Annotated in this window: 22 protein-coding genes; 14 read left to right on the top strand and 8 right to left on the bottom strand. The window is 72.7% G+C overall.

The genetic code is table 11. The features are described 5' to 3' along the window. The 5 genes from H3C53_01830 to H3C53_01810 all read left to right on the top strand — a co-directional run. Positions 1-1709: DNA translocase FtsK (locus tag H3C53_01830; protein MBW7915419.1), on the top strand; the 1709-nt coding region annotated here is incomplete at its 5' end. Positions 1710-1758: 49 nt separating this feature from the next. After that, positions 1759-2250 (top strand): rod shape-determining protein MreD, encoded by a 492-nt coding sequence (gene mreD / locus H3C53_01825; GenBank protein MBW7915418.1) that lies wholly within the window; start codon positions 1759-1761, stop codon positions 2248-2250. Positions 2251-2411: 161 nt separating this feature from the next. Beyond that, a complete protein-coding gene (locus H3C53_01820) occupies positions 2412-4208 on the top strand; it encodes a penicillin-binding protein (protein ID MBW7915417.1) in 1797 nt (598 codons plus the stop codon). Positions 4209-4210: 2 nt separating this feature from the next. Further along, positions 4211-4774 carry a septum site-determining protein MinC gene (locus H3C53_01815; protein MBW7915416.1) on the top strand — a complete coding sequence of 188 codons (564 nt, stop codon included), beginning with the start codon at positions 4211-4213 and terminating at the stop codon, positions 4772-4774. Positions 4775-4861: 87 nt separating this feature from the next. After that, positions 4862-6034, top strand: a complete 1173-nt coding sequence (locus H3C53_01810; GenBank protein ID MBW7915415.1) for a thiolase family protein — start codon at positions 4862-4864, stop codon at positions 6032-6034. Positions 6035-6065: 31 nt separating this feature from the next. On the opposite strand, the gene H3C53_01805 is transcribed toward H3C53_01810, so the two are convergent. The 4 genes from H3C53_01805 to aroF all read right to left on the bottom strand — a co-directional run bounded on the left by H3C53_01805 (position 6066) and on the right by aroF (position 9499). Then, entirely contained in the window at positions 6066-6308 is a 243-nt protein-coding gene (locus H3C53_01805; protein ID MBW7915414.1) for a hypothetical protein, read from the bottom strand. 36 nt (positions 6309-6344) lie between these two features. Beyond that, positions 6345-7289: a hypothetical protein gene (locus tag H3C53_01800; GenBank protein MBW7915413.1), complete on the bottom strand. Its 945-nt coding sequence runs from the start codon at positions 7287-7289 to the stop codon at positions 6345-6347. A 73-nt stretch (positions 7290-7362) separates the two neighbouring features. Next, entirely contained in the window at positions 7363-8463 is a 1101-nt protein-coding gene (locus H3C53_01795) for a prephenate dehydrogenase/arogenate dehydrogenase family protein (GenBank protein MBW7915412.1), read from the bottom strand. A gap of 4 nt (positions 8464-8467) precedes the next feature. Beyond that, entirely contained in the window at positions 8468-9499 is a 1032-nt protein-coding gene (gene aroF, locus H3C53_01790) for a 3-deoxy-7-phosphoheptulonate synthase (GenBank protein ID MBW7915411.1), read from the bottom strand. Between the two features lie 332 nt (positions 9500-9831). On the opposite strand from aroF, the gene H3C53_01785 reads away from it, so the two are divergent. Beyond that, positions 9832-10395, top strand: a complete 564-nt coding sequence (locus H3C53_01785) for a GAF domain-containing protein (GenBank protein ID MBW7915410.1) — start codon at positions 9832-9834, stop codon at positions 10393-10395. A 40-nt stretch (positions 10396-10435) separates the two neighbouring features. Here the strand turns inward: H3C53_01785 and H3C53_01780 are convergent, their stop codons facing one another. Continuing rightward, complete coding sequence (locus H3C53_01780) at positions 10436-11110, bottom strand: gamma-glutamyl-gamma-aminobutyrate hydrolase family protein (GenBank protein MBW7915409.1); 675 nt, start codon at positions 11108-11110, stop codon at positions 10436-10438. Between the two features lie 189 nt (positions 11111-11299). On the opposite strand from H3C53_01780, the gene H3C53_01775 reads away from it, so the two are divergent. Both H3C53_01775 and H3C53_01770 read left to right on the top strand, forming a co-directional pair. After that, the gene (locus H3C53_01775) at positions 11300-12511 is read left to right on the top strand and encodes an adenylosuccinate synthase (protein MBW7915408.1); all 1212 of its coding nucleotides are present in this window, start codon (positions 11300-11302) and stop codon (positions 12509-12511) included. After that, positions 12508-13680 carry an alpha/beta fold hydrolase gene (locus H3C53_01770; GenBank protein MBW7915407.1) on the top strand — a complete coding sequence of 391 codons (1173 nt, stop codon included), beginning with the start codon at positions 12508-12510 and terminating at the stop codon, positions 13678-13680. Before H3C53_01775 ends, H3C53_01770 begins: the two co-directional genes overlap by 4 nt. A 26-nt stretch (positions 13681-13706) precedes the next feature. Here H3C53_01770 and H3C53_01765 read toward each other — a convergent pair whose 3' ends face one another. Continuing rightward, a complete protein-coding gene (locus H3C53_01765; protein ID MBW7915406.1) occupies positions 13707-14849 on the bottom strand; it encodes a citrate synthase in 1143 nt (380 codons plus the stop codon). An 88-nt stretch (positions 14850-14937) separates the two neighbouring features. Next, positions 14938-15369, bottom strand: coding sequence for a hypothetical protein (locus H3C53_01760; GenBank protein MBW7915405.1), 432 nt, complete (start codon positions 15367-15369; stop codon positions 14938-14940). Positions 15370-15914: 545 nt separating this feature from the next. On the opposite strand from H3C53_01760, the gene H3C53_01755 reads away from it, so the two are divergent. Genes H3C53_01755 through uvrC form a run of 4 tightly spaced genes read left to right on the top strand, consistent with a single transcriptional unit; the run spans position 15915 to position 21297 of the window. Next, positions 15915-17012: a thiamine pyrophosphate-dependent dehydrogenase E1 component subunit alpha gene (locus H3C53_01755; protein ID MBW7915404.1), complete on the top strand. Its 1098-nt coding sequence runs from the start codon at positions 15915-15917 to the stop codon at positions 17010-17012. Positions 17013-17034: 22 nt separating this feature from the next. After that, on the top strand, positions 17035-18012 hold the full coding sequence (locus tag H3C53_01750) for an alpha-ketoacid dehydrogenase subunit beta (GenBank protein MBW7915403.1): 978 nt from the start codon (positions 17035-17037) through the stop codon (positions 18010-18012). A 39-nt stretch (positions 18013-18051) separates the two neighbouring features. Next, positions 18052-19455 (top strand): 2-oxo acid dehydrogenase subunit E2, encoded by a 1404-nt coding sequence (locus H3C53_01745; GenBank protein MBW7915402.1) that lies wholly within the window; start codon positions 18052-18054, stop codon positions 19453-19455. Positions 19456-19503: 48 nt separating this feature from the next. Beyond that, positions 19504-21297: an excinuclease ABC subunit UvrC gene (gene uvrC / locus H3C53_01740; GenBank protein MBW7915401.1), complete on the top strand. Its 1794-nt coding sequence runs from the start codon at positions 19504-19506 to the stop codon at positions 21295-21297. Between the two features lie 20 nt (positions 21298-21317). Here the strand turns inward: uvrC and H3C53_01735 are convergent, their stop codons facing one another. Next, positions 21318-21878, bottom strand: a complete 561-nt coding sequence (locus H3C53_01735) for a GNAT family N-acetyltransferase (protein ID MBW7915400.1) — start codon at positions 21876-21878, stop codon at positions 21318-21320. 146 nt (positions 21879-22024) lie between these two features. Here H3C53_01735 and H3C53_01730 point away from each other — a divergent pair, with 146 nt between their 5' ends. Continuing rightward, the gene (locus H3C53_01730) at positions 22025-22999 is read left to right on the top strand and encodes an AAA family ATPase (protein MBW7915399.1); all 975 of its coding nucleotides are present in this window, start codon (positions 22025-22027) and stop codon (positions 22997-22999) included. Between the two features lie 3 nt (positions 23000-23002). Further along, positions 23003-23869 (top strand): DUF58 domain-containing protein, encoded by an 867-nt coding sequence (locus H3C53_01725; GenBank protein ID MBW7915398.1) that lies wholly within the window; start codon positions 23003-23005, stop codon positions 23867-23869. Positions 23870-23922: the final 53 nt, after the last annotated feature.

Below are 23922 nucleotides of genomic sequence, written 5' to 3'. Positions count from 1 at the left end.
GCCGGGGGCACGCCCCTGCCGGGGGCGCGGGCAACCCTGACGCCGGGGCGGCCGCCGGCGCGGCAGCGTCCGTGGACCGTGGGGCGGTGCTCGACGCGTCCGATGCTGTCGGGGCGCGGGCCGGGGCGGGCGGGGCCGCGGATGGGTTCGGCGGGAACCCGGCCCCGGCCGGGCGCGGGCCGGCGCGGGCAGGAGGGGGCGCCGCCGCGCCTCGCCGCGACCCGCCGGTCGGCGAGTCGCCCGCGGTGGCTGTCGGCGCCATCCCGATACAGGTGCCCCCGCTCGAGCTGTTGGACGAGCCCGAGAGGCCGAGCCTCGACCCACGGGCCACGGCTGCCGAGAACCTGGAGCGCGTGCGGCAGATCGACGAGACGCTGGCGAGCTTCCGCTTGGGCGGTCGCGTCACCTCGTCCGTGCGCGGGCCGTCCGTCACGCGCTTCGAGGTCGAACCGGCGCCGGGCGAGAAGATCAGCCGCTTCGCGAACCTGGCGGACGACCTGGCCCTCGCCATGGCGGTCGGCTCCGTGCGCATCGAGGCGCCCATCCCCGGCAAGAGCGTCATCGGGCTCGAGGTGCCCAACGCCCACCGCGAGCTCGTCCGGTTCAGGGAGGCCGTGGCGTCGAACAGCTACCGTCGCTCCAAGGCGCGCATCCCCATCGTGCTCGGCCGCTCCATCGACGGCGAGATGATGGTGGGCGACCTGACACGCATGCCGCACCTGCTGATCGCCGGCTCCACCGGTTCCGGCAAGTCCGTCGCCGTGAACACGCTCATCTCGTCGCTGCTCTACCGCTTCCTCCCCACGGAGATGCGTCTCCTGATGATCGACCCCAAGATGGTGGAGCTGACGCCCTACGACGGGATCCCCCACCTGCTCAGGCCGGTGGTGACCAACCCGGCAGACGCCGCCGGCGTCCTGCTCGGGACGGTCACGCACATGGAGCGGCGCTACAAGATGATGTCGAAGCTCGGGGCCAAGAACCTCGATCAGTACAACGAGAAGGCCAAGAGCCTCGACCTGCCGCCCCTCCCCTTCATCGCCATCATCATCGACGAGCTGGCCGACCTCATGATCACGAGCCCCAAGGAGGTGGAGTCGGCCATCATGCGCCTGGCGCAGATGGCGCGCGCCACCGGCATGCACCTGATCCTCGCCACGCAGCGCCCGTCGGTCGACATCCTGACCAGCCTCATCAAGGTGAACGTCCCCGCGCGCATGGCGTTCGCGGTGTCCAGCAGCCACGACTCGCGCACCATCCTCGATTCCATGGGCGCCGAGCGCCTGATCGGCATGGGCGACATGCTCTACTACCAGCCCGGCCTGGTGAAGGCCGTGCGCCTGCAGGGACCGTTCGTGAGCGAGAACGAGATCCAGCGGCTGGCCGACTTCCTGAGGCGCCAGTACTTCGATGACGACTTCGGCGAGGCGTACGGCGCGGACTTCGACCCGCCCCCGGCGGACGAGTCGACCGCCACCGGCCTGATCGACTGGAACGACGACAAGCTGCGCCCCGCCGCCGAGTTGGTCATCAACGAGGGCCAGGCCAGCGTCTCGCGGCTGCAAAGACGCCTCTCCGTGGGGCACGCCCGGGCGGGCAAGCTGATGGACTCGCTCGAGGCTCTCGGCGTGGTCGGCCCGCACCAGGGGAGCAAGCCGCGGGAGGTGCTCGTGACGCTCGACGAGCTCCCGAACGTCTTCGGGAAGTGACGCCCGGGGTCCGACCGTCGGGCCGGGCCCGGTTGGTTACACTTGCGCCGTGCGCCTCGTGCTCTTCTACCTGATCCTGGTCGTGGCGCAGGGCTTCCTCGCGGCGTTGTTGGCACCCATCCCGCCTCCCGACCTGTTCCTCCTGGCAGTCCTCACGCTGCTATGGCGGGTGCCACCGTGGCAGCTCGTCCTCGTCGCCTACGGGGTGGGGATGCTGCAGGACATCGTGGGGAGCGGCGTCCTGGGGGCACACGCCTTCGCCCTGGCCGCGGCGGCCCTGGCGGGGTCGATGGTGCGCGCCCAGCTCTCCAACGCGGGCACGCTCGAGCGCATGCTGGTGGTGTTCGTTGCCGGTCTCGGCAAGTGGGTGGTCATGGGTGGCGTGATCGTCTGGCTGTCGGGAAGCGTCGGCTCCCTCGGGCGGGCCGGCGCCGTGGCGCTGGTGGAGACCGTCCTAACCGTCGCGGCCGGACTGCTGGTGCTGCCGTGGGGGGCGGCCCTCCTCGAGCGCAGCCGGGTGCTGCAGAAGGAGCTCCTGTGACCCGCTGGCGGCCTGCGCCCCCGCGCCCGGCCGCCGCGGCCGGGGCTGCGCGCCGGGCCTCCGCGGGGGCGCGTCCCTGCCGGGGCCCGGCTGATGCAGGGGCCCAGCTGATGCAGGGGCCCAGCTGATGCGGGGGCCCAGCTGATGCAGGGGCCCAGCTGATGCAGGGGCGCATCAGGGTCCTCCTCGCGGCCCTCCTCACCGTGCTTGCCCTACTGGCGGCGCGCCTCATGTACCTGCAACTCGTGATGGTCGAGGAGTTCACGGCGCGCTCGGTGCAGAACGCCACGCAGCAGCGCCACATCGTCCCGCTCCGCGGACGGCTGCTGGCGCGAGACGGCACGGTGCTGGCCGACGACCGCGTCGCCTACGACCTCCTGTACCGGGGCGGCCCGATCAACGACTGGGAGCACCTTGCCGCCCTGCTCGGCGTGGAGGGGGAGCCGCGGCAACCCAACCCCGCCAAGCCCGAGGAGGCGCAGAACGGCGCCGTCCTCGCGTGGAACATCCCTGACGAGCTCGTCAGCGCCGTGGAGGAGCGCGTGGCGCTCAGCCCCAACCTCTACCTGCGAGAGAGGCTCGAGCGCACCTACCCCACCAACCTGGCGGCGCAGACCGTCGGCTACACGTCCCAGGCCGACCCGGCCCGCAACCCCGGCTACTCGAACAACGACCTCGTGGGCGTCACGGGCCTGGAGGCCGGCCTCGAGGAGATCCTGTTCGGCGCGGCGGGGACGCGCCTCGTCGAGGTCGACAACCGCGGGGCCGAGGTGGCGTCGAAGGTGGTGCGGACGGCGCTCCCCGGTCGGGACGTGACCCTGACGCTCGACCCGCGGGTGCAGCGCCTGGCCGAGGACGTGCTGAAGGGCGCCCTGCACTACGTGAACGCCGACCGCGCGCGCGTGAACCTGCCCGCGGAGAGCGTGCTCAAGGGGGCCATCATCGCCCTCGACCCCCGCACGGGCGAGATCCTCGCCATGGCCAGCGCCCCCACCTTCGACCAGAACGTCTTCACGCGCAGGCCGTCGGATCCGGAGGCCGTCACGGCCATCCTCACGGACTCGCGCAACATGCCGCTCTCGAACAGGGCGGTGGAGGCGTACGCGCCGGCCTCCACCTTCAAGATCGTCACGTCGTCCACCCTGCTGGAGGACGGCTACGTGGGGCCGAACACCAGCTACCAGTGCTCGGCGACCTTCACCTTCGGCGGCATCACCTGGCGCAACTGGGACACCTACGGCAAGGGCGCCTACAACGTCAAGCAGGCCATCGCCGACAGCTGCAACACCTACTACTGGCACGCCGCGGCCGTCACCCCCGACTTCGGGGTGGGGTGGGCGCCCTTGATCTCGGACGTGGTCGAGCGGGCGCGCGACTTCGGCTTCGGCGCCCGCCTCGAGGTCGGCCTGCCGGAGGAGAAGCCCGGGCGCATCCCGGATCAGGCGTGGGTGAGGGCGCAGCCGCAGTACGACCACGGCTGGTTGCCGGGTTTCACCCTCAACACCATCATCGGGCAGGGCGACGTCCTCGCCACGCCCCTTCAGGTCGCGCAGCTCATCGCCACGGTCGCCATGGACGGCGTGGCGGCCGAACCGCACCTGGTGGCCAAGGTGGGGGACGTGCCGGTCGTGCCGACGAGGCACGAGGTGCCCGGCGCCTACTACGCGACCCTCAAGGAGGGCATGCGGCTGATGTTCACCGACTTCCCGTCGCGCAACGTCCTGGGGCCGCGCGTGTTCCCGGTGAGCGTGGCGGGGAAGACGGGCACCGCCCAGACGTCGCGCGGCGGCGACTACACCCACGCCTGGTTCATGGGGTTCTCACCTTACGAGGCTCCCGAGGTCGCGGTCGTGGTATTCATCGAGTACGGCGGCTCCAGCTCGCGCGTGTCCGTCCCCATCGCGCGGGACTTCCTGGCGGGTTACTGGAGGCTGCGAGGCGTGGAGGTGCCGGAGTAATCATGAAAGCCCGAGGTACCCGTGGTGGCATCCTGCTCAGCTTGGAGCCGGGCGACGACGCGACCGGCGTCACCGCCGTGCTCGACGCGCACGCCGAGCTGATCCAGGACAAGGTCTTCGTCGAGGTCAACGAGCGCACGCCGTACCGTCTGCTCGCTGCCATCGCGGAGCGCGTGGCGGCGGCGGGCGGCGAGCTCGTCGACGTGCGGCCCCCGACGGCCATCATCCAGGCTCGGGGCGAGACCGTCATCGTGGCGCGAACGGTGCGCTCCGGCGGCAAGATCGACTCGACGGGGTCGGTGGTGGTCCTGGGCGACGTCAACGCCGGCGCGGAGATCCTCGCCAACGACGACATCATCGTGGTTGGCACCCTCCGAGGGCTCGCCCACGCGGGCGCGAGCGGCAACGACAAGGCCGTCATCTGGGCGGAGCGCATCATGAGCCCGCAACTGCGGATCGGCAACGCCTTGGCGCAGGCCGGCGGGAACGACGCGGCCGGCGACGGTCCGGAGGTGGCGCACCTGAAGGACGGCGCCATCGTGATAAGGCCGTGGCACACGAACTGAGGCGCTGAGGCGCCCGACGGCCGCCTGCACGCCGCGAACGGCATCACGAGCGGCGGCGATCCGGCTCGAACCGAGGAGGAGAGCAGCGTGCAAGACGTGGTGATCACGACCGCCATCCGCACCCCCGTGGGGCGGGCCCACAAGGGGATGCTAAAGGACACGCGCCCCGACGACCTCGCGGCGCTGGTCATCCGCGCCGCGCTGGAACGCACGCCGGGGCTCGACCCGGCCCGGGTCGACGACGTGCTGGTCGGCAACGCGCACCCGGAGGGGGAGGCGGGTTACAACCTGGCGCGGCTCGCCGTCGAGATCGCAGGGCTGCCGGACGCCGTGGCCGGGGCCACCATCAACCGGTTCTGCGCCTCCGGCCTCCAGACCATCGTGCAGGGCGTCCACTCCGTCGCGACGGGCATGAACGAGGTCGTCCTCGCCGGCGGCTCCGACTGCACCAGCCGCGTTCCCATGGGCGGCCACCAACTGTCGATCAACAGGGAGCTCGCGCGCAGGAAGCCGGGCGCGTACCACACGATGGGCCAGACGGCCGAGGAGGTGGCCCGCCGCTACGGCATCACCCGGGAGCAGCAGGACCGTTTCGCGCTGGCCAGCCACGAGAAGGCACTGGCTGCCCGCGCGGCGGGCCGCTTCGCGGAGCAGGTCGTGCCCGTCGCAACGAGGGTGCTGGACGAGGCAGGCGCGTGGCACGACGTCGAGCTGACGCAGGACGAGGGGCCGCGCGCCGGCACGAACCTGACCAAGCTCCTGGCGCTCCCGACCGTGTTCGCGCAGGACGAGGCGGCCACCGTCACGGCCGGCAACTCGAGCCCGCTCAACGACGGCGCGGCCATGACGGTGATCATGCGCGCCAGCGAGGCGGAGGCGCTCGGGTTGCGACCGCTGGTCAGGTTCGTGCAGGCCGCCGTGGTGGGCGTGGCGCCGGAGGTCATGGGCATAGGACCCGTGCCGGCCATCCGCAAGCTCCTCGCCAAGACCGGCCTGTCGTTGGACGACGTCGACCTCGTCGAGATCAACGAGGCGTTCGCCAGCCAGGCCTACTACTGCCAGCGGGAGCTCGGCGTCCCCGACGAGAAGTTGAACGTCAACGGCGGGGCCATCGCCATCGGGCACCCGCTCGGCGCCACGGGCGCCCGCATCGCCGCGGACCTCTTCGCCGAGATGCGGCGGCGTGGGGCCGCCCGCGGGATCATCTCCATGTGCGTCGGGGGAGGCCAGGGCATGGCGGCGCTCTTCGAGCTGGCCTGAGCCCGGGCCGGGTGGGTCGCGGGCGCGCGCCTCACCGGTCGGGCGGTTCGTCGCCCCGCTCGGCGGGGAGGGACGACGCCGGCTCCGAGCCCAAGGCCGCGACGATGGCCTCGAGGGGCAGGCGGTAGGCGAAGCGCGTGCGGAGGTACCAGAGTTCCAGCAGCGCCGTCAGCTCGGGCGCGGAGAGCCCCTCGGCCCGCCAACCCGGCCGGAGCCTATCCAGGTAGGTCGTGGCGCGCTCCAGCGCCAGGGCGAACAGCTCCGCCCTACGCATGAGGCGTTGCGGGCCGCGCCTGCGCCACCTCGGGGGTCAGTACTCCACGCTGCCGCCGCGCCAGCCGCAGCCGGTCCAGTCGAGCCTCACGCGGGCCTCGCCCGAGGCGCTGTGGCGGGCGCCCGTCAGGATCTCCTCCACGCTGCCCGAGTAGGCGACCGTCACGTTCGCCGCGTTCCCGCTCAACCGGACGCCCTTGATCGAGTAGCGGTAGTCGAGGCCCCGGTAGACGCTGCCGTACGTGGCCCTGGCGCTCAGGATCCAGTCGTCGACCATCGCGTCGATGACGGCCGGGATGAGATCCCCGTCCGGCTCGCCAGGAGCCGTGCAGGCGCCGCCGCCCGGGCCAGGCTCCGCCGGTGACCGGGTGCCGGGGCCCTCGCCGCCGGGCGCCAGCGACACGGGGAACGCGTAGCTCAGCCCCGCGGCGAGGTGCGGCACCCAGGCCCGCTCGGCGAGCTGGGGCACGTTGGCGACCCCGCCCTCCAGGTCGAGCCGGAGCGCCTTGCCGAGCGGGACGTGGGCGCCCAGCACGAAGTGGTAGCTGCCGTTGCTGCCGTAGACGCCGCCGCCGACGCCGAGGTAGAGGGGCACCGGCACGGGCACGGGCGGGTAGACCCGCAACTGGCCGCCAAGGTAGACGCCCGCCGGGGTCCAGCTCCCCTTCAGCTGCGCCCCCACGAACTCGGCCTGCAGCGACACGGCCAACGCCACCGTCTGGTAGGACGGGAAGCCGGCCGCCAGGCCGACCGAGAACAGGGCCGGCGTGGCGTCGTCCGCGAGGTTCCCCTCGACGACGTCCGCCTCGCCGGTCGGCGCTGGCGCCCCGCCGGGGTCGGCGGCTTGTGCGAAGGCCGCGCCCGACCACGCGCTCAGCGCCAAGGCGCTGAGCAGGGCGGCAAGGAGGGCGCGGCGGGCGAGGGTCCGGACGGTTCGCGCGGGGCCGCGCCCGTGGGGCGCCCCCTGGGCCTCAGGTAGCATCCTCAGACCGTAACAGACGCCGGCGGGGGGCATGGAGGCGTCGCGGCGGCGCACGCCACCCGGGCGCGGCCCGTCAGTGCGTCCCGTTGCGGCTCCGCGCCTCGTACCCCGCGTCGCGCAGTGCGGCCACGCCCCGCACCAGGTCGTCGGCTGTCTCGAACGCCATGCGCAGCGCGCCGCCCGTCTCGCGGATGCCGAGCACCTCGATGTCCTTGACGTTCACGTTGGCGTCACCCAACGCGGCCGTGATGCGCGCCAGCTCGCCCGGTCGGTCGGGCACGGCGAGAACGACCTCGTGCCTGGCGGGCAGGAGGCTGCGCCTGACGATGGGGATGCCGTCGCGGGTGCGCTTCGCCGCCTCGCCGGCCGCCAGCAGGTCGTCGGGCGCGTCGAGCAGCTCCTCGAGGCGCTCGAGCTGGCCACGGAACGCGTGCAGCGCCTCCCGCACGGCCACGCGGTTGCCCGCGACCATGTCGCGACTCATGACGGGGTCGCCGCTGGCCACGCGCGTGATGTCGCGGAAACCGCCCGCCGCCAGCAGCATCTTGAGGGCGCGCTCCTCGCCGTCGTCCACCAGCGCCGTGAGCGCCACCGACGCCAGGTAGGGGAGGTGGCTCACCGTCGCCACCAGCCGGTCGTGCTGCTCCGGCTCCACCTGGATGGGCCGCGCGCCGAGGGCCTCCACGTACGCCAGGACCGCCGCCGCCGCCGCGGGGTCCGTGACACCCGCCTCGGGCGTCAGCACCCACACGGCGTTCTCCAGTAGCGCAGCGTCGGCGTTGAGCACGCCGCCGCGCTCGCTCCCGGCCATGGGGTGGCCACCCACGAAGCGCGCGCCGCGCATCCCCTCGACCACCGGCGCCTTGACGCTGCCCACGTCCGTGACGATCGTGCGCTCGCCCAGGTGCGGGAGCAGCGAGCGCCCCAGGGGGACGATGGTGCGCGCCGGCGTGGCCAACACCACGAGGTCGGCCTGACGGAGCCAGGGCCCGGGCGCGAGCTGCGCCTCGTCGATGGCGCCAAGGCCGCGCGCGGCGTCGAGCACGCCGGGGTCGCGGTCGTAGCCGATCACCCTGTCGGCGAGGAACCGCTGCCTCGTGCCCAACCCGATCGAGCCCCCTATGAGACCGACGCCGGCCACCACCACGGTGCCGAAGAGCGCGCGCGGTCTCACTGACCTACAGGCTCTTGCCGAGAGCGGCGACCACGCCCCTGAGGCGCGCCATGAGCTCCCCGAACTCGGCGTCGTCGAGCTGCTGCGCGGCGTCCGACTTGGCCTCCTCGGGTTTGGCGTGCACCTCGACGATGAGCCCGTCGGCGCCGGCGGCCGCGCTCGCCAGGGCGAGGGGCGGGACCAGGCCGCGCCGGCCCGCGGCGTGGCTCGGGTCGACCCACACCGGCAGGTGCGTCAGCTCCTTCAGCACCGGGACGGCGCTCACGTCGAGCGTGAACCTCGTGCTCGTCTCGAACGTGCGGATGCCGCGCTCGCACAGCACCACGTTCGCGTTCCCCTGGCTGAGGACGTACTCGGCCGCCTGCAGGAACTCGCTTATCGAGGTGCTCATGCCGCGCTTGAAGAGCACCGGCTTGCCCGCCTTGCCCACCTCGGCCAGGAGCGCGAAGTTCTGGCTGTTGCGCGCCCCGATCTGGAGCATGTCGGCGGTGGCGGCGACCGTGGCCACCAGTTCGGGCGCCGTCACCTCGGTGACGATGGGCAGGCCGGTCTCCTCCCGCGCCTCGGCGAGGAGCCGTAGCCCCTCCTCGCCCAGCCCCTGGAAGGCGTAGGGGCTGGTCCGCGGTTTGTAGGCGCCGCCACGCAGCACGGCGCCGCCATGCTTCTTGACGATCGCGGCCGCGCCGGCGAGCTGCTCGGCGCTCTCGACCCCGCAGGGGCCGGCGGCCACGACGAAGGTCCCGTTGCCCGTCCTCACCGCGCCGCGCCCGGGCGTGCCGATGGTGACGCTCGAGTCGTCGTGCCGGAACTCGCGCGAGGCCAGCTTGTACGGCTTCGAGATGCGCATGACGGTGTCGACGCCCTGCAGGGCGGCCAGGTGCTCACGCACCTCCTCCGTCGGGGCGGGGCCGATGGCGCCCACGAGGGTGCGCGACTCCCCGGCGCTCACGTGGGGCGTGAACCCCAACCGCTTGATCTCGCCGAGGACGCGCTCCAGCGATTCCTGAGGGGCGTTCTTGGCCATGACGATGACCATGGTGAAACTCCTGGGTGGGCCGAGGCCGGCGCGGAGGGCCGGGCCTGGTGAGCGTGGGACCCGCGAAGCCCGGACAGCGAAGCGTTGCGCCGCCGCGGGTGGGTACTGGTTGTGCTGGGGGCGCGCCCGGGCCTAGGGCCGGGCGCTACCTGCCGCTAGGGAGGGGCGGTCGAAGCGACGGGCGTAGGCATAGCCGTAGCCATCGTCCATGGCACCACCTCCCTGGAGCGGGTTAGTCATGGCGCAGAGTGTAACAGGTGCGGCCCCGGTGTCAACGTGGGGCGTCCGGCTCGCGCCATCCGGGCAGGGCGTCCGGGAGTAACCTCTTGGACATGCGTCCCACCACTCCCCCCGGACCGGCCGGCAGCGGCGCGCCCGGCGCCGAGGTCGCCTACGTCCCGCCGCTCGGGGCGGGCGCGGGCAAGAACGACCGCTACCTGGCGCTGCGTCGTTACGTCCTCGCCCTCACGGAGGGCGAGGACGACTGGCTGGCGAACCTCGCCAACGCCGCGGCCGCCATCTTCGACCACGTGCCCGACCTGAACTGGGCCGGCTTCTACCTGTTGAAGGGGGGCGAGCTGGTGCTGGGGCCGTTCCAGGGTAGGCCCGCCTGCGTGCGGATCGCGGTGGGGCGGGGCGTGTGCGGCGCCGCCGTCGCCGAGCGCCGCACTCAGGTGGTGCCCGACGTGCGTGAGTTCCCGGGCCACATCGCCTGCGACGACCGCTCCCGCTCCGAGATCGTGGTGCCTATCGTGGTGGATGGGGCGGTCGTCGCGGTACTCGACCTCGACAGCGCGGCCGTGGCCAACTTCGACATCGAGGACCGGCGCGCGCTGGAGACCATCGTCAAGGACCTTGCGCCGCGCGTCGACTGGGGCGCCGCGACGCGCGCCTAGCCGCGCGGTTGGGCGCGCGCGGGCCAGGCCCGCGCGCGGCTCAGGCCCGGGTGCCGGCGAAGGCGACGGCGGCGAGCAGCAGCCTGAACGGGGCGGCGTGCTCCGGGTGCTCGCGGAACGCCATCTCGGGGTGCCACTGGACGCCGAGCACCCAGGAGCCGTGGCGCTCCTCGACGGCCTCGACCAGGCCGTCGCCCGCGTGGGCCACCGGCCTGAGGCCGGCTCCCACCTCTGCGATCGCCTGGTGATGGTAGCTGTTGGTCCTCACGTCGGTGGTCCCGAACGCCTCTGCCAGGCGGCTGCCCGGCGCCAGGCGGACGGGGTGCAGCGGTGCGCCGCGCAGGTCGCGTTGGTCGTGCTGCCACGCCTCGGGTAGCGCCGGCACGTGCTGGTGGAGCGTGCCGCCCTCCGCGACGTTGATGACCTGATGCCCGCGGCAGATGCCGAGCACGGGCTTGCCGAGGGCGCGGAAGGCGCTGTAGAGGGCCAGCTCGAAGGCGTCGCGCCGCTCGTCGACGCTGCCGAGGTCCGGGTGGGGAGCGGCTCCGAACAGCGCCGGGTCGACGTCGGCGCCGCCCGTCAGCAGCAGGGCGTCGTGCCCGGCCGCGAACGCTGGCGCCAGCGCGGGGTCGAGCACCGCCACCATGGTCGGGAGCCCTCCGGCGGCGGCGACCGCCTGCGAGTAGTTGCGGCCCGTGAGCGCGTCCTCGCGCAGGAGGCCGGTGGTGCGGTTGCTGGTGCCCGTGCTCAAGAGCACGCGGGGCCTGAGGGAGTCGGTCACGCCCCCCAGGCTACCCCCGCGGCGTTCCGCCCGCCACCGTCGCCGCGCCGGCGGCACCTGGTACGCTCCCGGGTACGGATGCCGGTGCCGGGCGCGGCGCGCCGCGGCCGGCGGGGAGGGTGAATGCCTGGAATCGCGATGATCGGCGCCCAGTGGGGCGACGAGGGCAAGGGCAAGGTCGTCGATGCGTTGGCGGCCGAGGCCGACCTGGTCGTGCGCTACTCCGGCGGGGCCAACGCCGGGCACACGGTGGTCGTGGGCGGCGAGGTCTTCAAGCTCCACCACCTGCCGTGCGGCACGCTGCACGACGGGCCGACGTCGGTGCTGGGCGGGGGCATGGTGGTGGACCCGTGGACCTTCCTCGAGGAGCTCGACGCCTTGAGCGCCCGCCGCGACCCCGGGCGCGTGCTCGTGTCGACCGAGGCGCACCTCGTGTTGCCGCATCACAAGAAGAACGACGAGGGGGGCGGTTTCGTGGGCACCACGGGTCGCGGCATCGGCCCCGCCTACTCCGATAAGGCGCGCCGCATCGGCGTGCGAGCCGGCGACCTCACCGACGAGGCGGTGCTGCGCGAGCGCCTCGCGCGGCTGCTCGAGGCCAAGCCGAACTCGACCGCGCGGGTCGGTTGGACGAGCGTCGACGCGGCCTTCGCCGAGCTCGCCGAGGTCAGGGACCGCCTTGCGCCGCTCGTCGCCGACACGGGCGCGCTGACGCGCGACGCGCTCGCTCGCGGCGAGCGCGTGCTGTTCGAGGGCGGGCAGGGCACCATGCTCGACCTGGCATACGGCACCTACCCGTACGTCACGTCGAGCCACCCCACCGTCGGCGGCATCCTCGTGGGTGCGGGGGTGAGCCACAAGGCCCTCACGGGCGTGTACGGCGTCGTGAAGGCGTTCACGAGCCGCGTCGGCCACGGGCCGTTCCCGACGGAGGTCACCGACGAGGCCATGGCCGCGCGGTTGCGCGGAACGGGCGTCAACCAGTGGGACGAGTTCGGGACCACGACGGGCAGGCCGCGGCGCGTCGGGTGGCTCGACCTGCCTCAGCTCAGGTTCGCCTGCGACGTCAACGGCTTCGACGGCCTGGTGGTGACCAAGCTCGACGTGCTCTCGGGCCTGGAGCGGGTGCGGGTCGCCGTCGATCACGGCCCCGGCGGGGCGGTGTACGAGGAGCTGCCCGGCTGGGGCGAGCTGCGCGGGCTAGGGCACCGTTCGGCGCTGCCGCGCGAGGTCCACGACTACCTGAGCCTCATCGAGGCGCACACGGGCGTCCCGGTCGCCATGTTCTCGACCAGCCCCGACCGCGAGGACACGTACGGCTCGGTCGACTGGTGAGCCTCAGGGTGCTCCTGTGGACCGTTGTCGCCCTCGCCGTCCTGGCCGTGCTCGCGCTGGGCGCGGTGGGGTGGGTATTGGCGGGCCGCGTCGTCGTGCCCCAACCCTACGGGCTGGCGCCCGAGTTCGAGCTGGGTCGCGTGACCGACCTGACGGGCGGTAGGTACGGCGTCGAGCTCCCTGGCGGCGCGGCGCCCGCGCAGCACGCCAACGCCCGCGCCGCGGGCGCCTACCTGCTGCTGTGGGAGGGCGGTCACGGGGCCCTCCGCGAGGTCCTGGCCGACGACGGCGCCACGGTCACGCGCGCGGTGGAGCTGCGCGAGGGCGCGCCACCCGCCGCGGGGTTGAAGGGGCGCATCGACAACTTCTACTACCGGCACGACCCGGCCACCGACCTCGGCATCGCCTACGAGGAGCTGCGTCTCGACGGACCCGTTGGCGGGCTGCGGGCCTGGTACCTACCGGCGGAGCAGGGGACGGCGGTGCTCCTCCTGCACGGGCGCAGGCGCGGGGAGCTCATCGAGACGCTCCGCTTCGCGAAGGCCCTCAACGAGCTCGGCCTGCCCGTCCTGGCGCTCGCCTACCGCAACCACGACGCCAGCGACCCCAGCCCGGACGGCCTCTACCATTACGGCGCGAGCGAATGGCAGGACGCCCTGGTGGGCGCGTTGGAGCTGGCGCGGCGCGGTCACGGCCGCCTGATCCTCTACGGGCTCTCCATGGGCGGCGCGGTGGCGCTCGAGGCGCTGGAGCGCTGGCCGGCGCCGGCGCCGGAGGTCGTCGGGCTGGTGCTCGACTCGCCCCTGGTGAGCCCGAGCGACGTCGTCGAGGTCGGCGCCGTCAAGGCCGGCCTGCCGTTCCCCGGCGCGCTGACGCGCCTCGCGCTGTTCGTGGCTGGGTTGCGGACGGGCGTCGACTTCGCGGGCCTCGAGCAGGCGCGCACCGCCGGCGGCATCGGCGTGCCGGTGCTGCTCGTGGCCGGCGAGGAGGACTCGACGGTGCCCGTCAGCGCGGTGGACGCCTTCGCGCGCGAGGTGCGCACGCCCCTCACCTACCTGCGGCTACCGGGGGTGGAGCACGTGGAGGCGTGGAACCACGACCCCGCCAGGTACGCGGGGTGGCTGCGGGCGTTCGTCGCGTCGCTGGAGGTGCGCGCCGCCGCCCCGTGAGCGGGCCGCGCCCTCCCTGCGGCGCCTCAGCGCTCGGCGAGCGGCTTGAACTTCAGGCCCATCGGGCCGGAGTAGACCAGGCGGGGGCGCATGATGCGGTTGTCGGCGTACTGCTCGTAAAGGTGCGCCATCCAGCCCGGCACGCGCGCCACGGCGAAGATGGGCGTGTACATGTCGCCGGGGAAGCCGAGCATGCGGTAGACGGAGGCCGAGAAGAAGTCGACGTTGGGCTTGACGGCCTTGCCGCGTTTGGCCATCTCGCGGTCCATGACCCGCTCCATCTCGAGGCTCATGTCGAACCACTTCGAGTCGCCCGACTCCTTGGCCAGCTGGCGGCTGACCTCCTTGAGGATCTGCGCGCGCGGGTCGAGCACCTTGTAGACGCGGTGCCCGAAGCCCATGACGCGACCGCCGGGCTGAGAGAGGATGTTCATGACGTAAGGCTCGACGCCCGCCACGCTGCCGATCCCCTCGAGGGCCTTCATGACGGCCGTGTTGGCGCCGCCATGCAGCGGGCCCTTGAGGGCGCCGACGGCCGCCGTGATGGCGCTATAGACGTCGGTGAGGGTGGAGGCCGTGGCGCGCGCGACGAAGGTGCTGGCGTTCGACCCGTGCTCGGCGTGTAGCACGAGCGCGACGTCCATCACGCGCGTGGCGGCGGCCGACGGCTCCTCGCCCGTGAGCGTGTAGAGGAAGTTGCCCGCCAGGCTCAGGTCGCTGCGGGGCGCAACCGGCTCGAGGCCGCGCCGCACCCGCTCGAAGGCGGCCGTGAGCGTGGGGAACTGCGCCAGGAGCTTCGTGCCGATGCGGTGGACGTTCGCCTCGTCGACGCCGTCGGGGTCCTCGTCGTAGGGCGCGAGCAGGGAGGCCGCCGTGCGGATGGCGTGCATGGGCGAGTGACCCTGCGGCAGCGCGCGGTAGAGGTCGTAGACGGCGTCGGGCACGTGGTAGTGCGGCGCGATCGCGGCCTTGAACGCCTCGAGCTGGGCGGAGTCGGGGAGCGCGCCGTGCCACAGCAGGTACACGACCTCCTCGAAGCTCGCCTTGTCGGCCAGCTCGTTGATGTCGTAACCGCGGTAGACGAGTTGACCCTTGCCGCCGTCGATGAAACAGACGCCGCTCGTGTCGATGTAGACGCCGTCCAGGCCCCTGTTGATGGTTTGTTCCATGTTTCCTCCGCCGCTCACGCGGTCTTCAGTCGAGTGCCAGTCTACCCGCTGGCTGGGGCTTACCGGGGACGCCTGCGGTCCGACGGGGCTAACGCCGCCGCAGGACCGTGACGGCGACCGTGACGGCGGCGGCCGCGAGGCTGGCGGCGAGGTAACCGCGCGGACCGAACTGGGCCAGCGTCACGACGGCGCCGACGAGGAGGAAGGCGACGCCGAACACGAACGGCCAGTGTCCGGGCCGGCTCTCGAGGCCCTCGACCGTGAGGGCCGCGGCGCCGACGCTGACCAGGAACGAGCCCTGCCACCTGAACGCCACCTCGAGGAGCGTGCCCACGGCGGCCCCCGCCAGGAGCCCGCCCACCAGCAGGGCGGCGTAGGCGCCGCTGCGGGCGTAGACGACGAGAAGCGCCGCGGCCGCCAGCAGCAGCCACAGCCAGGCGCTGCTCGACGTGACGGCCGCGAGCAGCACGAGCGCGGCCAGCGTCGCCAGCGCGAGCAGGACCCGGAGCAGGGGCGACATCAGCTCGCCCCGCCGTCAGTGCGGGCGCCAGGGCGTGACGGCCGCGGGGACGGGCCGCGCGGGCCTGGGTGACGGGCAAGCACGCCTTCTCATATCACTTCGGTGAGAGGGGCGCCGTGGGGGTGGTGCCGCCGGTTCCCCGGGTGGGAAGTCTGCTACGGCGCCGAGGCGGGACGGGTGCTATGGTGTGCCAACGCTCGAAGGAACGACCGGAGCGTGACCGCCGGTCAGCCAGCCCCGCGGTCGAGGCGACGGTCGGCGTGCGGAAGCCGAACCCGCGAACCGGACGAGGCGAACATGACCACGGCGAAGACCACCCTCACGCGTAACAGCGGGCACGCCTGCCCGGTGGCGCCGCGCGTCCGCGCGAGGCGCCTCCTCGGGACTCGCGCCCGTGCGCACGCCGCGTCGCTACTAGACGTCGGCTCCATGGTCCGCGCCCGCCCGGCGCTCGCCCCGACGTCAGCCGTCGGGGCGTTCGCTTGTGCGGGGCCGGCGGCCCGCATGGAACCGGCAGGACGGAACACGAACGAAGGGAGGCCCGTATGATCCTGGAGTCCCAGCTCTTCCAGCCGTTCACCGAAGAGCCGATCTCGGTAATCAGCGAGGCCGGCGAGTGGATCGCCCCGTTCGACCTCGACCTCGGCACGGAGCAGTTGGTCGGGATGTACAGGCACATGCTCCTCGGGCGCGTCATGGACGAGCGCCTCGGGCGGCTGCAGCGCCAGGGTCGCGTCAGCTTCGTGGCGCCCAGCGCGGGGCACGAGGCCGCGCAGGTGGGCGTCGCGCACGCCATCAAGCCGGGCTTCGACTGGCTCTTCCCCTACTACCGCGACGTCACCCTGGTCACTGCCGTCGGCCTGCCGCCGGTCGAGTCGATGGGTCAGTCCATGGGCACGCTGGCCGACCCGAGCCGCGGTCGCCAGATGCCTTATCACCCTGCCTCGAAGGAGCTCAACGTCTTCTCCGTGGCGTCGCCCATCGCCTCGCACGTCCCGCCGGCCGCCGGCACCGCCATCAGCATCAAGCTGCGCGGCACCGGTCAGGTGGTCGTCTGCACGTTCGGTGACGGCGCCACCAGCGAGGGCGATTGGCACGCGGGCGTCAACTTCGCCTCCGCCCAGGGCGCGCCGATCGTGTTCGTGTGCCAGAACAACCGCTACGCCATCAGCGTCGGCTTCGAGAAGCAGACGGGCGCCGAGAGCGTCTACACGAAGGCGCACGCCTACGGCATGCCGGGCTACTTCGTCGACGGCATGGACGCCCTCGCCTGCTATTACGTGATGCGCGACGTGGTGCAGCGGGCGCGCGACGGCATGGGCCCGGCGCTCGTGGAGATGCTCGTGTACCGTTACGGCGGGCACTCCTCGGCCGACGACGACTCCGTCTACCGGCCGCGCGGCGAGGTGGAGCGGTGGCGCAAGCGCGACCCTCTCGGCCGGATGCGCCGTTTCCTCGAGCGCCGCGGGGAGTGGGACGACGCTGCGGAGCGTGCCGCCAGGGACGAGTTCGAGGCGCAGGTGACCGCCGCCGTCAAGGAAGCCGAGTCCGCCGGTCCGGTGCCCACGGCCGCGATGTTCGAGGACGTGCTGGCCGACGTGCCCGCCGCCCTCGCGAAGCAGCGCGCCGACCTGCTCGGCTGACGCCACTAGGAAGGTGCCGCACATGAGTGCCGTGACGATGGTCCAAGCGATAGCGCGGACCCTGGACGAGGAGATGGCGCGCGACGACCGCGTCGTCGTGGTGGGCGAGGACGTCGGCAAGCGCGGCGGCGTGTTCCTCGCCACGGAGAAGCTGTTCGATAAGTACGGCCCCGACCGCGTGATCGACTCGCCGCTCTCGGAGGCGGCCATCATCGGCGCCGCTCTGGGCATGGCGGTGCACGGGCTGCGGCCCGTGGCCGAGATCCAGTTCTCCGACTACGTCTTCCCGGGGTTCGACCAACTCGTGTCGCAGGTCGCCAAGCTCAGGTACCGCTCCGGCGGCCAGTTCACGGCCCCCATGGTGGTGCGCATGCCGGCTGGCGGCGGGGTGAAGGGCGGCCATCACCACTCGCAGAGCCCGGAGGCGCACTTCGTGCACACGGCCGGCCTCAAGGTGGTGTTCCCGTCCACCCCGTCCGACACCAGGGGCCTCCTGAAGAGCGCCATCAGGGACGAGGACCCGGTCGTCTTCATGGAGCCCAAGCGGCTCTACCGCGCCGTCAAGGAGGAACTCTCCGACGACCCCGACGAGCTGATCCCCATAGGCAAGGCGGCCGTGAGGCTGCGGGGTGACGACGTGGTGCTCGTGAGCTACGGCGGTTCGATGGCCGAGACGACCCGCGCCGCTAAGGCGTTGGTGGAGCAGGGGTTCTCGCCCCACGTGATAGACCTGCGGTCCCTGGCGCCGTGGGACGAGGAGACGGTGCTCGAGGCGGTGGCGCGCGTGGGTCGGGTGGTGCTGGTCAGCGAGGCGCCCAGGAGCGCGAGCTTCATCAGCGAGGTGGCCGCCACCATCGCCGAGGAGCTCCTCGACCAGCTCCTGGCACCCCCGCTCCGCGTGACGGGCTTCGACACGCCCTACCCCTACGCCCAGGACCGCGAGTACCTGCCCGGCCCCGCCCGCATCATGCGGGCCGTGCAGCACGCGCTCGATTACTGACTGAGCGGCCGCGACGGCGCGGCCGACGAGGAGTTGCGCATGGCGAGAGAGTTCCGGCTGCCCGAACTGGCCGAATCGGTGGTGGAGGGCGAGATCGTCCGCTGGCTGGTGGCGGAGGGCGAGACGGTCGCCCTCGACCAGCCCGTCGCGGAGGTGCTCACCGACAAGGCCACGGTGGAGCTGCCGAGCCCGTACGCGGGCGTGCTGCTCAAGCAGCTGGCGGCCGAGGGGGACGTCGTGCAGGTGCACGCCCCCATCGCGCTCTTCGCCGACGCCGGGGCCGCCGGAGCGGCAGCCGCCGTGGCGGCCGCCGCACCGCCCGCACCGCCCGCGCCGGCCGCGGCGCCCGAGCGCCCCGCCGGCGCGCCTCCGGCGGACGACGGCGAGAGCCTCAGCCTCTTCAAGCCGGCGGCCGACAAGGGCGACCAGGAGTTGCCGCGACTGCGGCGGCCCGGCGCCAGGGCGGGCGCCGGGGCCGCCACTGCCGAGGCGGCCCCACGCGCAGCCGCGATGCCGACTCCGGGGGCGCGGGGGCCGTACGGGCGGGTCGTCGCGGTCCCTGCGGCCCGCCGCCTGGCGCGCGAGCTAGGCGTCGACGTGGCCGCGGTGGTCGGTAGCGGCCCGCACGGCCGGGTGCGCGTCGACGACGTCCGCGAGCACGTTGCCGGCCCCGCGCCGGCCGCCGCGCAGGGCGGCCTGCCGCCCGTGCCGCCCTACCGGACGCCCGCCGGCTACGAGGCGCGCGAGGAGCGCGTGCCGCTGCGCGGCCTGCGACGCCTGATCTCCAACCAGATGGTCGCCTCGCACCTCCACACCGTGCGGGCGCTGCACGTGGACGAGGCCGACGTCACGGCGCTCGTGGCGCTGCGCGACAAGCTCAAGCCGCGCGCCGCCGCCAGGGGCGTCAGGCTCTCGTACCTACCGTTCGTCATGAAGGCCGTCGCCGCCGCCCTGGCGGAGTACCCGGCCCTGAACTCGAGCCTGGATGAGGCGACGAACGAGATCGTGCGCAAGAGCTACTACAACCTCGGCATGGCCGTGGCCACGGAGGCGGGGCTGGTCGTGCCCGTGGTGCGCGACGTGGACGCCCGCACCATCGCCGAGCTGGCTGCCGACGTGAACCGGCTGGCGGACGCCGCCAAGGCCGGCAGACTGGCGCCCGACGACATGAAGGGCGGCACCTTCTCGATCACCAACATCGGTAGCCTCGGCGGGCTCTTCTCCTTCCCGATCATCAACGTGCCCGAGGCGGCCATCCTCGGAGTCCACTCGATCAAGAAGCGCCCCGTGGTGCTCCCCGACGACAGCATCGCGGCGCGGCAGATGCTCTACCTGAGCCTCTCCTTCGACCACCGCCTCGTGGACGGCGCCGAGGGCGCCATGTTCACGAGCCGCGTCATCGACCTGCTCGAGAACCCCGAGGCCATGCTGCTCGACCTCTGACGCCGGGGCGCGACCGGAGGCGGCGGCACCCCACCGTAGAATCGGCACGTGAAGCGCGGCGACCTGCCCGTCCTCCCTACCTCCAGCGGCTGCTACCTGTTCTACGGCGCGGACGAGACCGTGCTCTACGTCGGCAAGGCGGTGAACCTGCGTAGCCGCGTCGGCAGCTACTTCGGGCGGCAGGCGGGACAGAAGGCGCGCCTCCTCACGCGGGCGGCCCGTCACCTCGAGTTCATCGTCACGCAGGACGAGGTCGAGGCGCTGATCCTCGAATCCAACCTCATCAAGCGGCACCTGCCTCACTACAACGTGCTGCTGAAGGACGACAAGAGCTACCCGTTCCTCAAGCTGACCAACGAGGCGTACCCCACGCTCATCTTCACGCGGACGGTCGTGAAGGACGGCGGCACCTACTTCGGGCCGTACCCCAGCGCGGGCGCCGTCCGGCAGGTCCTCGACCTCGTCTATAGCGTCTTCAAGCTGCGCAAGAACAGCGGCGTGCCCATGGAGAGCCGCAAACGCCCCTGCCTCCGCTACCACATGGGTCGCTGCTTCGCGCCGTGCGTCGGGTGGGCCGACCCGGCCGAGTACGCGCTGGTCGTCGCCGACGTGAAGGCCTTCCTCGAGGGGCGCGTGGGCGAGATCGTCGAGCGGCTGGAGGGGCAGATGCGCGAGGCGGCGCGACGCCGCGACTTCGAGCTGGCCGCCACCTACCGCGACCGGCTCGACGCCGTAAAGCGCCTGACCGGCTACGACACCAGCGTCGTGATGGCCGGTAGCGACGACCTCGACTTCCTCGGGGTGGCGAAGGCGGGCGACGTGGCGATGGTGCAGCTCTTCCAGATGCGCCGCGGCCGGGTCGTCGGGCGCGACAAGCGCCTGATGACGAACGCCGAGAACGCCAACGACGGCGAGATCCTCGAGCGGTTCATGGGCGACTACTACGGCGTGGCGACGCAGCTCCCGCCGCGCGTGCTCCTGCCGCCATCCGAGCTCGACCAGGAGGTGTGGCACCGCTTCTTGAGCGCCCGCGCCGGCAAGAAGGTCGAGGTGAGGGTGCCGCAACGGGGCGACAAGGTGGAGCTCATCGAGCTGGCGCGCCGCAACGCCGTCACGGGCGTCGAGGCCGAGATCGCCCTGCTCGAGCGGCGCGGCGAGGCGCCGGGCGTGGGCGACCTGCAGCGGCTCCTCGCCCTGCGGGATCCGCCGTGGCGCATCGAGGGCTACGACATCTCGAACCTGATGGGCACACACACCGTGGCGAGCATCGTGGCCTTCGAGGGGGGACGCGCCAAGCGGAGCGACTACCGCCGGGTGCGCATCCGCGACCTCGACAAGGCCGACGACTTCTTCAGCATGCACCAGGTCGTCTACCGGCGCTTCACCGGAGCGTTGGCCGACAAGCTCCCACCGCCCGACCTGCTGCTGATCGACGGGGGGAAGGGGCAGTTGGGCGCGGCCAAGCGCGCCCTCGCAGACGCGGGCGTCACGGTGCCACTCGTCGGCCTGGCCAAGAAGCAGGAGACGCTCATAACCGAGGCGGGCGAGGAGGTGCTCGTGCCGCTCAGCCACCCTGCACTGCGGCTACTGATGCACGTGCGCGACGAGGCGCACCGCACCGCCGTCGGCTACAACCGCCAGCGTCGCGGGAAGTCGGCCACGCGCTCGCTGCTTGACGACGTGCCCGGGATCGGGCCTAAGCGCCGCGACGCGCTCCTCGCTCACTTCTCCAGCGTGGAGGAGTTGAAGGGGGCGGAACTCGAGACGCTCGCCGCCGTGCCGGGAGTGGGACTGGCCGCGGCGAGAGCCGTGAAGGACTACTTCGAGGGCAGCAGCGACTGACCCGGCGCGCGAAGCGCGCGTCAGGTGAGGGGCACCTTGGACTGCCCCGTCACGCGAGGGGCGGGGGCGGGGCGCCAGTCGGCGCGCAGCAGCTCCATGCGGACGTCGACGCGGCCCGAGGCGTCGACCCGCCTGTCGACCTCGTGGAACCCCACCTTCTTGAAGGCGCGCTGGGCGCGGACGTTGTCGCCGAAGGTGTTCAGGCGCACCAGGGCCATGCCGAGGGCGTCGAAGGCGTAGCCGAGGAGGGCGTGCATGGCTTCGGGACCGTACCCCGTCGCCCAGTGCGTGCGCTCGCCGATGATGATGCCGAGCGTCGCCTGGTCGCCACGCACGTCGTACAGCTCGGTGGTGCCGATGAAGTCGTCGCGCTCGTCGAAGATGCCGAAGGTGGCGCGGTCCGAGCGCTTGGAGTCGCTCTTCAACAGGCGCTTGAGCAGCCATAGCGGCATGCGGTTGGGCGGCGTGCCGTTCAAGTAGGCGATCTCCGGGTCGCGGAAGTGGCTCTGCAGGCGGCGCCAGTCGGCGTCGGAGAACTCCTCCAGCGGCCGCAGGGTCACACGCCCGTAGGCCGGTCTCATACGCCGACCAGTCTACCCGTATGCCCGGGCGTCATAGGCAGTGACCTAGCCGAGACGGCGTGGCGGGGGCGGCGTGGCTATACTCCCCCTACCCAAGGCGCCCCGCCGCGCTGCTCCACGCGCGCCCGCGCCCTCCCGAGGTGACGATGACGGACGTACCCCCCACAACGCCGCGCCTCACCGGCGACGACTTCGCCACGGCGTTCCGGCGCCTCGTCACGGCGATCTCCGCCGTGGTGGTCGGACAGGAGCGGGTGGTGGAGGAGCTGATCGTGGCCGCCCTGGCGCGCGGTCACGTCTTGCTCGAGGGCGTGCCCGGCCTCGGCAAGACGAAGCTGGTTCGCACCTTCGCGGACGCGTGCGCCCTCGAGTACAACCGCATCCAGTTCACCCCGGACCTGATGCCGGCCGACGTGACCGGCACCAACGTCTTCATCGAGGCCCGTCACGAGAGCCGCTTCGAGTTCCAGCCCGGGCCGGTCTTCACCAACGTCCTACTGGCGGACGAGATCAACCGCGCCACCCCCAAGACGCAGTCGGCCCTGCTCGAGGCCATGCAGGAGCGCGCCGTCACGGTGGCGGGCCGCCGCTACGCGCTCGACGAGCCGTTCGTCGTGCTGGCCACCCAGAACCCGCTGGAGATGGAGGGCACCTACCCGCTGCCCGAGGCGCAACTCGACCGCTTCCTGTTCAAGGTGATCACCGAGCGCCCCGACGCCGCCACGCTCGAGCGCATCCTCATCATCACCACCGGCAGCAGCGAACCGCAGGCGCACGAGGTCATTGCCAAGGCGGACCTCCTGCGGCTCCAGGCCATGCTCCGCGCGGTGGCCGTCGCCGAGCCCGCGCTGCGTTACGTGGTGCGCCTGGTCGAGGCGACCCACGCTCACAAGCTGGTTCGGCTGGGCGCCAGCCCGCGCGGCGCCCAGGCCGTGACCCTGGCCGCGAAGGGGTTCGCCCTCGCGGCGGGCCGGCCCAACGTCGAGCTCGCCGACCTGCGCCGGGCCGCCGTGCCCGCCCTCCGCCACAGGCTGCTCCTGAGCTTCGAGGCCGAGGTCGAGGGCGTGACGCCCGACGCGGTGTTGGAGGAGGTAATCGCCCAGGCCGAGAAGGGAAGCTGAGCCGTGCTGGCGGGCCACACCCGAGCCCTCCTCGACCGCTACGCGCTCGCTTCGCGCGCGCTCTCGCGCGTGGGCGGCGAGCGCAGTTCCACGGAGAGCGGCCAGAGCGTGGAGTTCCACGACTTCAGGCCGTACCAACCCGGCGACGAGCTCCGCTACGTCGACTGGCGCGTGTACGCCCGCACCGGGCGGCTCACCACCCGCCTCTACCAGGCCGAGAGGGCCGTGCAGTTGCACCTGCTGCTCGACACCACGCGCAGCATGGGCCAAGACGGCAAGCTCGAGCACGCCCGCACCCTGGTGCGCCTCCTCTCCTACGTCGCTCAGCGCGACGCGCCCACCCAACTGCACCTGCTGGACGGGAGCGCCACGCCACGCGCCCGCGGGCGCCGCGGCATGGCGGCAACATGGGCCTTCCTCGACGCCGCGACCCTCCTGGCCGGGGAGGCGCAAGGTCCACTCAGCGGGCTCGTAAGCTTCGCCCGGCGCCTGCCCGCGGTGCGCGGTCGAGCGCTAGTGATCTTCGTCTCCGACCTCCTCGAGGACGCGCCCATCGAACCGAGCCTCGTGGCGTTGCGCTCGCGCAGGTTCGACGTCGGCTTCCTACAGCTCGTGTCCGCGCGCGAGCTCGACCCGCCGGCCGGCCGTTTCGAGTTGCACGACGTGGAGACGGGTGCCAGGCTCGACGCCGGCCCGGAGGAGGCCGCCGCCTACCGCGACGAGGTGCGTCGCCACGTCCGGCGCGTCCGGGCCGCCATAGTGCGCGCCGGCTACCGACACCAGCTGCTCGTCACGCCTGAGGTCGACGTGGGCGACGAGCGTGAGGCGTTCGGGGCGCTGGTGCGTTCGGGGGTCCTGGTGAGGCGGTAGGTCGCCGGCGCGGGTCGTGGCGCCCGCGCGGCGGTCACGCTCCTCGCTGGCGG

It is taken from the genome of Trueperaceae bacterium (assembly GCA_019454765.1).
In the GTDB taxonomy this organism is placed as follows: Bacteria; Deinococcota; Deinococci; order Deinococcales; family Trueperaceae; genus JAAYYF01.
This window is presented reverse-complemented; position numbering and strand designations above follow the sequence as displayed.